At 70.0% G+C, this 15,276-nt stretch carries 11 protein-coding genes and 1 pseudogene; 6 read left to right on the forward strand and 6 right to left on the reverse strand.

The window, feature by feature from the left end; all coding sequences use genetic code 11:
* Window positions 1-5 precede the first annotated feature (5 nt).
* A pseudogene (locus tag HNQ67_RS01510) lies at window positions 6-2,579 on the reverse strand (Rne/Rng family ribonuclease).
* A gap of 440 nt (window positions 2,580-3,019) precedes the next feature.
* Here HNQ67_RS01510 and HNQ67_RS01515 point away from each other — a divergent pair.
* Complete coding sequence (locus HNQ67_RS01515; RefSeq protein WP_183251694.1) at window positions 3,020-4,243, forward strand: N-acetylmuramoyl-L-alanine amidase family protein; 1,224 nt, start codon at window positions 3,020-3,022, stop codon at window positions 4,241-4,243.
* Between the two features lie 120 nt (window positions 4,244-4,363).
* Here HNQ67_RS01515 and HNQ67_RS01520 read toward each other — a convergent pair whose 3' ends face one another.
* A complete protein-coding gene (locus HNQ67_RS01520; RefSeq protein WP_183251695.1) occupies window positions 4,364-4,606 on the reverse strand; it encodes a hypothetical protein in 243 nt (80 codons plus the stop codon).
* A 679-nt stretch (window positions 4,607-5,285) separates the two neighbouring features.
* Window positions 5,286-5,837 (reverse strand): peptidoglycan-associated lipoprotein Pal, encoded by a 552-nt coding sequence (pal, locus tag HNQ67_RS01525; protein ID WP_183251697.1) that lies wholly within the window; start codon window positions 5,835-5,837, stop codon window positions 5,286-5,288.
* Between the two features lie 174 nt (window positions 5,838-6,011).
* On the opposite strand from pal, the gene HNQ67_RS01530 reads away from it, so the two are divergent.
* The 5 genes from HNQ67_RS01530 (at window position 6,012) to prfB (ending at window position 12,727) form a co-directional block, all read left to right on the forward strand.
* Window positions 6,012-7,517, forward strand: coding sequence for an ATP-binding protein (locus HNQ67_RS01530; RefSeq protein ID WP_183251699.1), 1,506 nt, complete (start codon window positions 6,012-6,014; stop codon window positions 7,515-7,517).
* Entirely contained in the window at window positions 7,514-8,200 is a 687-nt protein-coding gene (locus tag HNQ67_RS01535; RefSeq protein ID WP_183251700.1) for a response regulator, read from the forward strand. The genes HNQ67_RS01530 and HNQ67_RS01535 overlap by 4 nt, the downstream gene beginning before the upstream one ends.
* A 55-nt stretch (window positions 8,201-8,255) precedes the next feature.
* Window positions 8,256-8,978 (forward strand): exonuclease domain-containing protein, encoded by a 723-nt coding sequence (locus HNQ67_RS01540; protein WP_183251702.1) that lies wholly within the window; start codon window positions 8,256-8,258, stop codon window positions 8,976-8,978.
* Window positions 8,979-9,039: 61 nt separating this feature from the next.
* On the forward strand, window positions 9,040-11,439 hold the full coding sequence (locus tag HNQ67_RS01545) for a penicillin-binding protein 1A (protein WP_183252719.1): 2,400 nt from the start codon (window positions 9,040-9,042) through the stop codon (window positions 11,437-11,439).
* Window positions 11,440-11,604: 165 nt separating this feature from the next.
* Window positions 11,605-12,727, forward strand: a protein-coding gene (prfB, locus tag HNQ67_RS01550) for a peptide chain release factor 2 (protein WP_183251704.1) whose coding sequence is annotated in 2 segments (ribosomal slippage) — window positions 11,605-11,673 and window positions 11,675-12,727 — 1,122 coding nt in all. Because the reading frame shifts where the segments join, the coding sequence is not laid out codon by codon here.
* Between the two features lie 145 nt (window positions 12,728-12,872).
* On the opposite strand, the gene HNQ67_RS01555 is transcribed toward prfB, so the two are convergent.
* The 3 genes from HNQ67_RS01555 to HNQ67_RS01565 all read right to left on the reverse strand — a co-directional run bounded on the left by HNQ67_RS01555 (window position 12,873) and on the right by HNQ67_RS01565 (window position 15,234).
* Window positions 12,873-13,433 (reverse strand): bactofilin family protein, encoded by a 561-nt coding sequence (locus HNQ67_RS01555; protein ID WP_183251706.1) that lies wholly within the window; start codon window positions 13,431-13,433, stop codon window positions 12,873-12,875.
* Window positions 13,417-14,568 (reverse strand): M23 family metallopeptidase, encoded by a 1,152-nt coding sequence (locus tag HNQ67_RS01560; RefSeq protein ID WP_183251708.1) that lies wholly within the window; start codon window positions 14,566-14,568, stop codon window positions 13,417-13,419. The genes HNQ67_RS01555 and HNQ67_RS01560 overlap by 17 nt, the downstream gene beginning before the upstream one ends.
* Before the next feature lie 198 nt (window positions 14,569-14,766).
* Complete coding sequence (locus HNQ67_RS01565) at window positions 14,767-15,234, reverse strand: peroxiredoxin (RefSeq protein ID WP_183251710.1); 468 nt, start codon at window positions 15,232-15,234, stop codon at window positions 14,767-14,769.
* Window positions 15,235-15,276: the final 42 nt, after the last annotated feature.

The raw sequence follows: 15,276 nt of genomic DNA on the forward strand, positions 1-15,276 counted from the left end.
GCCATTCAACGGCGCCACCATCCCCGCTTCGGCTTCTCGGGCGGTGCGACGATCTGGTTCGGATCCTCGGCGATCAGGGCGGCCACGTCGACCTCGGCCTCGGCAGGCTCCGGAGAGTCGGCGGCGGGCGACGGCTCCCCGGCCGGTTCGACGACCGGTTCCGGCGCCGCGACCGGCTCGGGAGCCGCCGGTTCGGCGAGCTCAGCCAGCGGCGCTTCGACGTCCGGAGCAGTCTCTGCGGTCACCTTGCGACGCACGCGGCGGCGCTTCGGTTCCTCGACGGCCAGCGGAGCAGGGGCCTCGGCCTCGTCGGCGACCCGCACGGCTGCCGGAATCCCGGGCGAGGTTTCCTCGATCATGCCCTCGTTGGCGGCGCGGAGCTCCGGGGTGGTCTCGGGGGCCTGGTCCCGGTCGCCGCGATCCCGGCCGCGACCCCGGCCGCGGCGGCGGCGCGAGCGTCCGCTGCGTTCGCCGGTCTCGCCGCCCTCGGCCTCGACGCGGTCGCGCGGCGCGCCGTCGCTTCCGGCGTCCGGGCGCGGGGTCGCGGCGCCGGGGTTGATCGGGTCGAACCAGACAAAGGGATCATCCAGCGACGGGGTGCGGCCGCGGACCCAGAAGAAGGCGTCGCGCTCGCCGCCTTCTTCACGGACGCGACGACCGCCGCGACGGCCGCGACGACGCCGGCGACCGGCCTCGCTGTCGTCGTCGTCCTCGCCGGCGGGAGGGGTGGCTTCACCGGCCGCAGCGTCGCCGTCATCGCGGCGTCCGCCGCGACGCCGCCGGCCGCGACCGCGGCCCCGCTCGCCATCGACGCGTTCGCCGCGGGACTCGCCGTCCTCGCCGGAGGCGTCCTCGTCCTCCTACACGACATCATCGAGGAACTCGTCCTCGTCTTCCTCGTCGTCGGCCCAGGCGCTGTCGTCAAAGTCATCGTCCAGATCGACAAGGGCCTCGACCCCATCCGGCGGGGTGAAGTCTTCATTGGTCTCGGTGCGCTCGATGTTGTGCTCGCCCTGGGCGAGGCTGTCGTCGATCTGGATGACGACGGCAAGGCCCCGCTGGACCAGCAGGCGCTGCAGGTAGTCGCGTTTGTGGTTCAGGATGTAGAGGGCGACGGCGGTGCAGACGCGCAGGGTGACCGAACCGGCGCCGTTGCGGCCAGCTTCGATGTCGACGGCGCGCAGGGTCATCAGGGCGGCGCTCTCGGCGGAGCGGATGCGGCCGGCGCCCTGGCAGTGCGGGCAAACCTCCGTGGCGCCCTCGATGACGCCGAGACGACGGCGCTGACGGCTGATTTCCATCAGGCCGAAGCCGGAGATGCGGCCCATCTGGATGCGGGCGCGGTCCTTGGCCAGCGCGTCCTTCAGCGCCTTCTCGACCGCCCGGTTGTTCTTCGATTCATCCATGTCGATGAAGTCGATGACGATCAGGCCGGCGAGGTCGCGCAGGCGCAGCTGGCGGGCGGCCTCGACGGCGGCCTCCATATTGGTCTTGAAGGCGGTGGCCTCGACGTTGCGCTCCTTGGTGGCGCGGCCGGAGTTGACGTCTATGGCGACCAGGGCCTCGGTCTGGTTGATGACCAGATAGCCGCCGGACTTCAGCGGCACCGTGGGCTGGTGAATCTGGGTCAGCATCTCCTCGATGCCGTTGGAGGCGAACAGCGGGCGCGCGCCCTGGTACAGGTGCACCTTCTTCGACTGGGCGGGCATCAGCACCCGCATGAAGTCGCGGGCCTCCTTGAAGCCCTCGACCCCCTCGACCTGGATGCCGTCGAAATCCTTGTCGAACATGTCGCGGACGGCGCGGCGGACGAGGTTCTCCTCCTCGTAGATCAGGGAGGGGGCGTTGGAGGCGAGGGTGGTCTCGCGGATCGTCTCCCACAGGCGGAGCAGATATTCGTAATCGCGCTTGATCTCGGCCTTGGTGCGTTTGGCGCCGGCGGTGCGGATGATCAGGCCCATGCCGTGCGGCACGTCGAGCGCCGCGGCCGCGGCCTTCAGGCGCTTGCGATCGGTAGCCTGGGTGATTTTGCGGGAGATGCCGCCGCCCTTGCCGGTGTTGGGCATCAGCACGCAGTAGCGGCCGGCGAGCGACAGCCAGGTGGTCAGGGCCGCGCCCTTGCCGCCGCGCTCGTCCTTGACGACCTGGACCAGCATGACCTGGCGGCGTTTGATGACGTCCTGGATCTTGTAGCGGCGCATCAGGCGGCGCTTGAGGCGCTCTTCCTCGGCGAGGCCGCCTTCGGCTTCACCCTCGTCGCTCTCGCGGCCGAGGTCGTCGTGCTCGTCCTCGTCCGACGGCGCCTCGGCCATGATGGCTTCGCGGTCGGCGACGGGGATCTGATAATAATCCGGGTGGATCTCGTTGAAGGCGAGGAAGCCGTGGCGGTTGCCGCCGTACTCGACGAAGGCGGCCTGCAGGCTGGGCTCTACGCGGGTGACCTTGGCGAGGTAGATGTTGCCCCGAAGCTGGCGCTTCGAGCGGGATTCAAAGTCGAATTCCTCGATCTGACGGCCCTCGACGATCGCGACGCGGGTCTCCTCCGCGTGGGCGGCGTCGATCAACATGGTCTTTGACATGGAGTGTTTCTTTCTGGCGCGCTCGGCCGGCCCCGCGAGGGGGTGTGGCGGCTCGCCGAATGGAAGGGAGGGCGGACGCGAGCGCGGTCCCGTCGCCTCGGCGTTGGCCGGGGGCGAGGTCGGTCGGTTCAGACCGGAAGGGAGCGCAGGCGGTGTGGCCCATGAAGGTTCAGTACGGTCCTGGGCCCGAACGCGCCGTCGATAGGGGCGTCCCGGACCCGGTCGTCGAATCGGCGGGCGGGCCCGTCCGGCTCTCGGATCAGTGAAAGTCATGCCGCGAGGAGGGCGCATCCGGTCCCGATGGCTCGGGGGACGCGATCATTCGCGAGCGGGCCAAGCATAGGGACGACCAATTCGAATTGAAAGCGGCGTCGGCCTTAACCCGTTGGCGACTCCGTTGCGGCAGGATGCCGACAACCAAGAAGGTGGGTTTCCGTCGAATGCACGGGTTGTCGCGTATGAAACTGGCGCACTGGAGCGTCCGCGAGCGGGTCATCGCCGCCGTGGGCCTGCTGGTCTTCGCCGTCGCCCTTCTGGCGGCGGGACGGGGGCTGGCGGCGGGCGGCATGGGCGAAATTCTGCGGGTCCGGTTCGGCGGCGACGCCGAACGCACCCGGGTGGTCTTCGATCTGGACCGCACCGCGCGCGGCGAGGTGATCCAGTCCGGCGACGACGGCCGGGTGGTGCTGAGCCTCGCCGGCGTGTCGCCGCCCGGCCAGCGCAGCGGCGCGGGCCAGGGGCTGGTGCGCGACTTCCGGGTCGCGGGCGCCGGGGCCGCCTCGCGCATCGAGCTGGACCTGGCGACCAGCGCCGAGATCGAACGCCGCTTCCTGCTGCCGCCGGGCGACGGTGTCGCCCACTATCGCTACGTCATCGACCTGAAGGCCACCGGCCGGGCCCCGACGCGAACCGCCGAACGCCGCCCCGCGCCGCCCCGTCCCGCCGAGAAGCCGCTGATCTTCATCGACGCCGGCCACGGCGGGCGCGATCCGGGCGCCAGCGGAGCCCATTCGCGCGAGAGCGCCGTCACCCTCGCCGCCGCCCAGGCCCTGAAGGCCGAGCTGGAGCGCGGCGGACGCTACCGGGTGCGGATGACCCGCGACAGCGACGCCTATGTCGACCTGTACCGTCGCGTGGCCATCGCGCGGCAGGCGGGCGCGGACCTGTTCATCTCCCTGCACGCGGATGCCGGCGCCGATCCGGCCACGCGCGGGGCCAGCGTCTACACCCTGTCCGAACAGGGCGCCGGCCGGGCCGTGCGTGAGTTCACCCGCGGCGAAAACTGGCAGCGCAGCCTGAACCTGCCGGGCCGTGACGCCTCGGTCGACCGCATCCTGCTCGACATGACCCAGCGCGCCACCCAGAACCGCTCGGCCCAGCTGGCCCGCAGCCTGCTGGGCGAGCTGGAGGGCGCCGATCATCCGCTGCTGCGGCGCAGCCACCGCGACGCCGGCCTGGCTGTGCTGCTGGCGCCCGACGTGCCGGCCGTGCTGCTGGAGATGGGTTTCATCACCAATCCCGAGGATGAGCGCCTGCTCAACGACCCCCGCGCCCGGCGGCGGCTGATGCAGGCCGTGGCGGAGGGTATCGACGCCTATTTCCGCGAACCGCAGGGCGAGCTGCAGATGGCCTCGGCCGGGGCGGCGGCGGGCGGAGCGAACTGAGCCCATCCGGCGGCGGGTCTTCCCGGCGGAGCCGGAGTCCGGACGGACGGAAGATTCATCACAACGGCCACAACGAATGCACAGAGGACACGACGGGGCCTGCGCCACGCCCGGAAACCGTCACGACCACTCCTCGAAACCGGGCGGCGGGCCGCGGCCCTGGTCGATCAGGGTCTGGCGGGCGCGCTCGAAATGGTCCGCGGTGCAGTGGCCGCCGGTCTCGGCCATGGCGATGCGCCAGGCCTCTCGATGCACGGCGTCCTTCCACCGTTTGAGCGGTCGCCAGCGGAGGCGCAAGGCCGCCATGGCGCGGTCCTCGGGCGTCGGCGGCGGAGGGCGGGACACGGCGCGGGGCCGGGGCATGGGCGATCCTTTCTCCGGACGTGCGGAAGCAGCCTCGCGCCGGGGCGCGAGGGGCGGGAAGGCGGCGGAGCGCCGGGCCGGAGCCCGGAGACAATTTCAACTAACCGTTTCGACTCCGTACTGACGCTCCGCGCGGAGATTGGGCGGAAGCTTGCGTCGGGTGGCGGTCTTATCGCCTTACCGCAGCGCCTCCGGCGGGCGGGGCGTGCTTGCGACACGGGCCCCGGACCGGGCGAGTATCCCCCTCGCCCCTGACATCGCATCCGGCCTTTTCCTCAGCCGGACAGACCCCGGGCGAACGCTCGTCTTGATGTGACGAGCCGGAACCGGGTCCCCGCTTCTCCACATCCCGCCGCCAAAGAACGCAAGGCCTCTGCGCCTCCCCGAGCGACGGGACGGACCGATTGTCCCACGGGTCGGCCCTCAGGCGGGTTCAGGACGCTCCCGGAGAGGTGATGCGCAGGAAAAACAGTGGGTTGTCTGTTCGAAGTGTGCGGATTGCACATTAACTTGCAGCGCAGCAATTCGCGTCACCGGTCCGTGAAATTGGGCGTGGCCCGCTGTCGATTGGGCGACAACGGGCCACTACTGGAGGCCGGCGATAACTCAGGCTGGCCAGACGCGCCGCGCCGGTGGGCTCCAGATCTCGGTTCCGGGCCCGACCGGGCGCGGAATGGGTTTAGCGTTGGTTGGCGATCGCGGTGTGGGCGTTCCGGTTCTGGGCGAACGCGCTTTCGCCGGACCCCGAGGCGATCGGTCGTTCCTTGCCGAAGCTGATGGTGTCGATGCGGCCAGCGGGGACGCCCCGGCCGATCAGATAGGCGCGCACCGCCTCGGCCCGACGGGCGCCGAGGGCGAGGTTGTACTCGCGGGTGCCGCGCTCGTCCGCATTGCCCTCGATCCGGATGTTGACGCCGGGATAGCGCTGCAGCCAGGTCGCCTGGGCATCGAGCCGCGAAAAGGCGTCGGTGCGGATCTGGTGGCTGTCGAGATCGAAATAGACCCGGTCGCCGACGTTGATGCTGAAGTCCTCGGCGCTGCCGGCGATATAGCCGGTCCCGGCCCCGCCGCGGTCATCCCGAGACCCGGTGGCGGGCGGGATGGCCGCGCCCATGCTTCCATCGGCGGCGCTCGCCGGCGCGGCCCGGTGGCCGCAGGCGGACAGCCCGATCGCCAGAGCGCAGACGGCGCCAAGAGCGAGGACGGGATGGCGGGCGGGCGAACGGTTCATCGAAGTCTCCTTTCGAAGAGTGATGGAGCGTTCGGCCCGACGCCTCAAGAATAGGATTTTTATGCCTCTCCCCCGCCGGGCGAAAACATTGCATGGCTGGGAGGCGGCCGTTCCGGCGCCGCTAGAGAGAATGCCCTCGCCTTGTTCCACATCTCGCCCGAGACCGAATCCGTCGTGAGCCCCTCTCCGCCGCCGCCCCGGCCGACCGCCTGGTTCCTGGAGCGGTTCGATGTCGGCATGGGTGTGGCGGGAGAGTTTTTGGCCGCCGCGACGGTCGTCCTGATCGGAACGGTGACGGCTGCCTTCTTCTACGAGGTCTTTGACCTCACGCGTCTGGCCATCTTCTTCCTCGGGTCGGTGATCGTCTGCGCCCTGTTCTTCGGCACCCGGCCAGCGGTGTTTGCAGCCTTTCTGGCATTCATCGCCTACAATTTCGCTCTGGTGGAGCCGTATTTCAGTTTCCGGTTCGCCGGCGCCGACGACGCCCTGACCCTCGCGGCCTTCCTGGTCGTGGCGCTGCTGGTCGGGGGCCTGGCCGGGCGGGTTCGCGAGAGCGAGCGCAGCAGCCGTCGCCGGGCGGACCTGCTGGAATCGCTGCTCGGCGCCAGCCGCGCCTTCAGCGCCGCCGGGGAGGCGGGCGCGCTACGCGATGAGCTGGCGGCGCAGCTCGAACTCGCGACGGACGGTCAAGCCTTCATCCTGACAGGCGGGACGGTCGAGGACCCGGCCGACGAGATGGTGACTGAACTCGCCGCCGAGGCCGTGGGCCGGGGCGGGCTGGTCGCCCGGGGCGCCTGGCGGGCCAAGGCCCTGTCCCGCGAGGGCGAACTCGGCGTCGCTGTCTGGCGCATCGGCGAGACACCGGCCTCAGACCTGGCGGCCCAGAACCGGCTCTGCGGCCTTCTGGTCGACCTCGGCGCCGCGGCCCTGGATCGGATCAGGCTGGTCGATCTGCAGACGGAGATCGAGGCGGGCGTGCGGGCGTCGCGTCTGAGGGATGCGATCCTCGGGTCGATCTCGCACGATCTGCGGACGCCGCTGGCGACGGTGCTGGCGTCCGCGAGCAGCCTGCGGGATTATGGCGAGCGGTTCAGCGACGATACGCGCCGCGACCTTGCGGAGGGGATCGTCCAGGAGGCCGACCGCCTCAACTCCTACCTGGAGAGTCTGTTGGCCCTTTCGCGGATCGAAGCCGGCCATCTCGCGCCGGCGCTCGGCCCCGTGGCAGTCATCGAGGTGTTGGACGGGGCGATCCGGCGTCTGGATCCCGAGGCCGCCGACCGCGTCGACGCGTCCGCGCTGGACCAGACCCTCGAGATGGAGGCGGACGCGGCCCTGCTGGAGCAGGTCGTGTTCAATCTGCTGGACAACGCCGTCGTCCACGGCGGCCCGTCCGTCCGGGTTCGGATCGAGGCCCGGCGCGGCGAAGGGACGGTCGAGCTGTCGATCGAGGATGACGGGGTCGGCGTGCCCGACGAGGAGTACGATCACCTCTGCGACAAATTCTACCGCGGTCAGAACCGGCATCCGGACGCGCGCGGAACCGGCGTGGGGCTGTCGATCGCCAAGGGGTTCATCGAGGCGATGGGGGGCTCGATCCGCCTGGGCCGAAGCCGGGCGGCGGCCCAGGGGCTAAGGGTGGACATCAGCCTGCGCGGAGCGGAGCACGGTGGGTCATGAGCCGGATCCTGCTGGTCGAGGACGAAGCCCATATCGTGCGGGCGCTGTCACCGGCGCTGGAGGCGGAAGGCTACGAGATCACGCCTGTCGGCACCGGAAACGCGGCGCTGGAAGCGCTGGCGGGGGAGGGGTTCGACCTGATTCTGCTCGACCTCGGCCTGCCCGACATGGACGGCAAGGTGGTCATCGAACGGATCCGGCAATGGTCCGAGGTGCCGATCATCGTGCTCAGCGCCCGGCATCTCGAGGATGAGAAGATCGCGGCCTTCGACTTCGGCGCCGACGACTACGTCAACAAGCCGTTCGCGATGGGGGAGTTGATGGCCCGCTTGCGCGCCGCCCAGCGCGGGCGCGAGCGCCGATTCTCGTCGGTGTCAGTGTTCAAGGCCGGGGCCCTGACCATGGACCTGTCCAACCGGCGCGTCTGGATCGAGGATGAACCGATCCATCTTACGCCGAGGGAGTACGATCTGGCGCGGACGCTGGCACGCTACGCCGGTCGTGTGGTCACCCACCGGCAGATCGCCGTGGCGGTATGGGGCGGCTCCGGGGCGGTCGACAATCAGTCGGTTCGCGTGCTGGTCGCGCAACTGCGCCAGAAGATCGAGCGCAATCCGGCGCGACCGCGCATCATCCTGACCGAGCAGGGGCTGGGCTACCGGATGACCGAGCCACTGGGCTGATCGCGGCGGGCGGCGGCTCTCCCGCTCGCCCTGTCCCGCCGCTATCTTCCCGACAATGCGCCTGCGAGTCGTCGACCTTGAAACCACCGGCGGGGACCGGGCCTCGGAGATCATCGAGGTCGGGGTGGTGGATGTGGTGCGCGAGGGCGATGGGTGGCGCGCCTTGGCGCCCGTGTCGAAACTGTTCCGGCCGCGCGGACCGATCTCGTTCCACGCTATGGCGGTGCATCATCTGACGCCGGAGGATTTCTGCGACGACGATCCGCACTGCGACGAATACGCCCTGCGCGCCCTGTTCGCGGAGCCGGCGGATGTGATGGTGGCCCACTCGGCGCGGTTCGAGCGGGGATTCATCGCCGATACGGCGACGGGCGGCCTGCCCTGGATCTGCACCGTGCGGGCCTCGAAACAGGTGTGGCCCGAGGCGCCGGGGCATTCGAACCAGGTGCTGCGCTATTGGCGCGGCCTACGGCTGGACCCGGCGCTGGCCCTGCCGGCGCACCGGGCGGGGCCGGACGCCTGGGTGACGGCGCATATTCTGATCGACCTGCTGAAGGCGGCGACGGTCGAGCAGATGCTGGAGTGGACGCGCGAGCCTCGCAGGCTGGAGCGAATTCCGTTCGGCAAGCACCGGGGTCGGCCATGGGGCGAGGCGCCGGACGACTATCTGCGCTGGATGGCGGCGCAGGGCGACATGGACGCCGACGTCGTGGCCGCGGCGCGACAGGAACTGGCGCTTCGCGCGGGGGCTCTGGCGGCGGGCGGCGACGCGGGCTAAACCTGCCGGCCGGGCGCGTCATGCGGAGTACCAAGTGAAGATTGCCGAACGCTGGTTCGTGATGGCGGGCGTCGGCCTGCTGGCCGGGATTGCGCTGATCGGGATGATCGTGGCGATCTACGCCGCCTGGCTGTTCCACGCCCTGCCCGACGCCTCGGAGCTGGCCGACTACCGGCCCGCGACGGCGACGCGCGTCTATGCGGGCGACGGGACCCTGATCGGCGAATTTTCGGACGAGCGGCGCATCTATGTGTCGTACGAGCAGATCCCCGAGCCGGTGGTGCAGGCCTTCCTAGCCGCCGAGGACCGCAACTTCTTCAGCCACGGCGGGGTCGACGTGTCGGGCCTGGGCCGGGCCATGTTCAAGAACATCTTCAACGCCGCGACCGGCCGGCGGCTGGAGGGCGGCTCGACCATCACCCAGCAGGTCGCCAAGAACGTGCTGCTGACCAATGAGACCAGCATCAACCGCAAGGTCAAGGAAGCCATCCTCGCCAACCGGCTGGAAGCGACCCTGACCAAGCCGCAGATTCTCGAACTGTATCTGAACGAGATTTTCCTCGGCTACCGGTCGTATGGCGTGGCGGCGGCGGCCTACAACTATTTCGGCAAGTCGCTGGATCAGCTGACGGCGGACGAGGCGGCTTTCCTGGCGGCCCTGCCCAAGGGGCCGAACAACTATCATCCGAAGCGGCATCCCGGGGCGGCCAAGGGCCGGCGCGACTGGGTGCTGGGCGAGATGGAACAGAGCGGCTTCATCACCGAGGAGCAGTTGGTCGCGGCCCGGGCCCGGCCGCTGGTGACCCAGGATGCGCCACGCCGGGCGCAGTACGCCGACGCCGACTTTTTCGTCGAGGAGGCCCGGCGCCGGGCCATCGCCCAGTTCGGCCGCGAGGAGATCAACCGCGGCGGCTACTATATGCGGACCACGCTGGACCCTGAACTGCAGTCGGCGGCCCGCGACGCGCTGATGAAGGGACTGGAGAACTACGACCGTCGTCACGGCTGGCGCGGGCCGTGGGGCACGACCGATTTCGCCGAGGGCTGGCAGGACAAGGCGCTGGACCAGACCCGGCCGCCGGAGCGGCGGGCCTGGCGGGCGGCGGCGGTGGACAGCGTCTCGGGCAATACCGTGCGCGTACGGCTGGCCGCCAACGGCGAGACCGGGACGCTGCTCAGCGCCGACGCGGCCTGGGCCAACGCCAACCGGCCGCTGAAGCGCGGCGACCTGATCTTCGTGGAACCGAGCGGCGGTCAGTATGCGCTGAAACAGGTGCCGGCGGTGAACGGGGCGCTGGTGGCCATCGAGCCGCACTCCGGGCGGGTGCTGGCCATGGTCGGGGGCTATTCCTACGCCCTGTCGAGCTTCAACCGGGCGACCCAGGCGGAGCGCCAGCCCGGCTCCGCCTTCAAGCCGTTCGTCTATGCGGCGGCGCTGGAAGGGGACTACACCCCGGCCTCGATCGTGCTGGACGCGCCGATCAGCTTCGCGGGCGGCCGCAATGGCGAGCGCTGGACCCCGGAGAACTACAGCCGGCAGTACTACGGGCCGCAGACGCTGCGGCGCGGGCTGGAGCTGTCGCGCAACGTCATGACCGTGCGTCTGGCCCAAGCGGTGGGCATGAACAACATCGTCGACCTGTCCAGGAAGATGGGGGTGTCGGACAATCTGCAGCCCAACCTGTCGGTGTCGCTGGGGGCGGGGGAGACGACGCCGTACCGGCTGACCGCCGCCTACGCCGCCTTCGTCAACGGCGGGCGCAAGATCGACCCCTATCTGATCGAGGTCGTGCAGGACCGGAACGGCGAGACCATTTTCCGCGCCGACGACCGCCGCTGCCGCGAGTGCAGCCGGCCGTTCAGCGGCCAGGAGTCGCCGCGGCTTGAGCCGCGCGGGACCCAGGTGCTGGACCCGATCACCGCCTATCAGATCAGCTCGATGCTGGAGGGCGTGATCCAGCGCGGCACGGGGGCCAGCGCCCGCGGGCTCGGCCGCTGGGTCGGGGGCAAGACCGGCACGACCAATGAGTACCGCTCGGCCTGGTTCGTCGGCTTCTCGTCCGACATCGTGGTCGGGGTGTTCATCGGCTTCGACGACAACCGCCCGCTGGGCACCGGCGAAACCGGCGCCACGGGGCCTGTGCCGGTGTTCAACGAGTTCATGCAGGTGGCCCTGAAGAAGCGGCCGGCGCGGGAATTCGTGCGGCCCCGGGGTGCCGTGTTCCGCACGGTCAACGGCATCGAGGAGGCCTTCCGTCCCGGCACCGAGCGCCGGCGCGAGCAGGAGGCCCCACGCCCCGAGGTCCCGACCGGGCCGCAGAACTACAACGATATCCTTCGCCGGGAGCGGGAGGAGGCGGCCGGCCTGCCGCCCTCGACTCCGGCGCCCGCCCCGCCGCCGCCGACCACGCCGCCGCCGCCCAAGAAGGAACCGGCGGAGGATTTGAGCGGGCTGTACTGACGGGAGGGCTTAGAGCTTAGGGCTTGGGGCTTGGTGCTTGGGGCTTGAGCAGCGCCGCGCTCCTCCTAAGCCCCAAGACCTAAGCCCTGAGAACCCCCTTCCCCTTCCCCTTCGGCGCCGACCGCTCTATGTCCGCGCCTCACCTTTGGATCGCCGGAGAATGCGATGAGACCGGATGTCGAGGCCGCGAAGGCCGACATCGAGCAGAGCGTCGCTCTGCTCAGGAGGCGTCTTTGACTGGGATGTCGCCGTCCGAAAGCTCGATGAGCTGAACGCCCGGGTCGAAGACCCGAGCCTGTGGGACAACCCCGACGAGGCCCAGGCCGTGAGCCGCGACCGCTCGCGGCTGGAGAGCCAGATCAACGCCGTCAAGGAGATGGAGCAGGGCCTCGAGGACGGGGTCATGCTGGCCGACATGGCCGACGAGGAGGGCGACGAAGCCACCCTCGAGGAGGCGCGCGCCTCGCTGAAGGCGATCAAGGACCGGGCCGCCCGGGCCGAACTGGAGGCCCTGCTGTCCGGCGAGGCCGACGGCAACGACGCCTATCTGGAGGTCAACTCCGGCGCCGGCGGCACCGAGTCCAACGACTGGGCCGGCATGCTGCTGCGGATGTATTCGCGCTGGGCGAAGGCGCACGGCTATGAGGTCGAGGTCGAGGCGGAGGAGGGCGGCGAACAGGCCGGCATCAAGTCCGCCACCATCCTGATCAAGGGCCCGAACGCCTATGGCTGGCTGAAGTCGGAATCGGGCGTGCACCGGCTGGTGCGGATCAGTCCGTATGACGCGGCGGCCAAGCGGCACACGAGTTTCGCCTCGATCGGGGTCTCGCCCGTGGTCGACGACGCCATCGAGATCGACATCAACCCGGCTGACGTGCGCACCGACACCTACCGGGCTTCCGGCGCGGGCGGCCAGCACATCAACAAGACCGACTCCGCCGTGCGTCTGACCCACGTCCCGACCAATACGGTGGTGGCCTGTCAGGCCGGGCGGTCGCAGCACCAGAACCGCGAACAGGCGTGGAAGATGCTGCGGGCGCGGCTGTACGAGCTGGAGCTGCAGAAGCGCGAGGCGGCGGCCCAGGCGCTGGCCGACGCCAAGACCGACATCGGCTGGGGCCACCAGATCCGGTCCTACGTTCTGCAGCCGTATCAGATGGTCAAGGACCTGCGGACCAACGTCGAGACCTCGGATACGCAGGGCGTGCTGGACGGCGACCTCGACCAATTCATGGGCGCGGCGCTGGCGGCGCGGGTGGGGGAGACGCGGGGGAGTACGGTGGAGTAGGGGCCATTCTCCCTCCCCGTTCGGGGAGGGTGGCTGAGCGGAGCGAAGCCGGGTGGGGACGACTCCAAAGCAAAAGGCGGCTCTTTCGAGCCGCCCCCACCCCGTCGCTGCGCGACGACCCTCCCCTGAGGGGGAGGGAGAGAAATTACGCCCCCGGCTTCATGTCGATGACCTGCGGGCGGTCGTCGCCGTGGGGCGGCGTGGCGCTGGCGGGGGCCGTGGAGGGCTTGGGCGCGGCGGCGGGGGCCTCGCGGCGGCCCTGCAGGACGCGGCCCTGGAAATAGGCGCCGATGTCGATCGACAGCTGTTCGGCGGTGATGTCGCCATCGACATAGGCGGTGGCGATCAGCTTGACCTGTTTGCCGGAGACGGCGCCGACAACGCGGCCGCGGACCTCGACGTAGTCGGCCGAGACATTGCCCTCGACCGCGCCGGTCTCGCCGACGATCAGCCGGCCGACGCGGACGTCGCCCTTGATGGCGCCGTCGATCTGGAGGTCGCCGCCGCCGGAGATGTTGCCGTCGAACTGCAGGTCGGAGGACAGGGTCGACAGGCCGCGCGAACTGACCGGGGAGGGGCCGCCGCGGGGGGCCGGCGCCGCGGCCGGGGCGGGCGCGCCCGGTGTCGGCAGGTCGGGCAGGGGCGGGATGGCCGAGCCGGTGTCGGAGCGGGGCTGCGGGGCGGGGGATTTAGTCTTGTTGAACAAGTTGGTCTCCGGCTCTCATGAAGCGGGCGGGGTTTTGCGGACGGCCGTTCATCCACACCTCGTAGTGCAGGTGAACGCCGGTGGAGCGTCCGGTCGTGCCCATGGCCCCGATGCGCTGACCCAGCGCAACGCGCTGGCCGGGGCGGACGGCCATGGAGTTGAGGTGGGCGAAGCGCGTCTTGAAGCCACGCCCATGATCTATCTCGACGGTCTTTCCATACCCTGAACGCAGGCCGACGAATGACACAATGCCGGGAGCGGGCGCGCGGATCGGAGTGTTCAGAGCGGCGGCGAAGTCCTGGCCCTGATGCAGGGCGGGGCGGCGGTTGAATGGATCGAAACGGACGCCGTAGCCCGAGGTCGTGCTCGCGTCCGTCGGCCGGTGGAACGGCATGCCTTCGGCGGCGTCAGCCAGTCGGCGCATGTCGGACAGATTGTCGGCGGCGCTGCGGATGCGGACGGCGAAGGGTTCGTCGACGTCGAGAATGGCGGCGAGGGCGCGGGGGTCGCGTGCTTCGACCAGCGGGCCGCCGAGGCCGGCGCCGTTGCTGGGCGCATAGGCCGAAGGGTTCAGGCCGGCGAGGCGGAAGGCGAGGCGCAGGCGCTCGGCGCGGGTCTGGGCGACGGACTCGGCGCGGTCGATCAGCCGTTCCTGATCCATCCGCACCGCGACCATGCGCTGCACCGGCGAATGCTCGTCCGGATCAAGTGACGCGGCGGGCGTCAGGGCGGCCTGGGCCCCGTCGACCCCACGGAACATGCCCATGACCTGGGTCAGGGCGGCGTGGCGACGCTCGACCATCCGGGCCATTTCGTCGAGCGAGCCGGTCGTGGCCGTCATGCGCACGACGGCGCTGTCGAGGCGGGCCTGCAGGTCGGCGTTGAGACGCTCCGAGGCGGCGCGGGCCTGGGCCACCGTGCGGTCGGCCTGGCTCTGCATTATCAGGTCGAGAGCGAAGCCGCCCGAGGCGACGAGACACCAGCCGCCGATGATTATGGCGGCCGCGGCGCCGAGCGCCTGACGGCCCGGGGTCAGGGCCCAGGCCCGGATGTCGTCGCCGTCCCTCAGATACACATATCGGGTCGGAAACCACCGACCCAGCAGAGACTTTCGTTCAGTCGTCTGGTTCGTCATTACGCCACGCCCCCACGCACGGCAGGCGTTATGCGCCACCTTGGCCGCTGGGGACAAGTCTGTTCACGACTTGTTAACCATCCTTGCGGGCTTTCACGCGAACTTCGACGGTATTCGGCCCGGATTTTCCCCTGGCACGCGAAACAGCGAATCTGTGGAACAGCCGTTACATCTCTTTCGACGTAGATTCGTCGGTGTTCAGAGCGATCGAACAGCGTCCAGCACTTCGGCCGCGTGCCCCTTCACCTTGACCTTGCGCCAGACGCGCCGGACGCGGCCCTCGCCGTCGATCAGGTAGGTGGCCCGCTCGACGCCCATATAGGTGCGGCCGTAGAGCGATTTCTCGACCCAGACGCCGAAGGCTTCGGTGACGTCGCCGGGTTCGTCGGAGGCGAGGTCGACCTTGAGGTCATATTTCGCCTTGAAGCGGTCGAGCTTCTTCACAGGGTCGCGCGACACGCCGATCACGGTCGCGCCGGCGGCGGCGAAGTCGTCGGCGAGGGCGGAGAAGTCCTGGCCCTCGGTGGTGCATCCGGGGGTGTCGGCCTTGGGGTAGAAGTAGAGGACGTAGGGCTTGCCGCTGAGGGCGGCGGAGGCGACGCGGCCGCCGTCGGCGGCGGCCATGTCGAAGGCGGGGGCCGGCTGGCCTTCGGTGATGTGGGTCATTTCAAACTCCGCTCATCCCGGCGAACGCCGGGACCCAGTTCT

This window comes from Brevundimonas basaltis (genome assembly GCF_014202075.1).
GTDB lineage: Bacteria > Pseudomonadota > Alphaproteobacteria > Caulobacterales > Caulobacteraceae > Brevundimonas > Brevundimonas basaltis.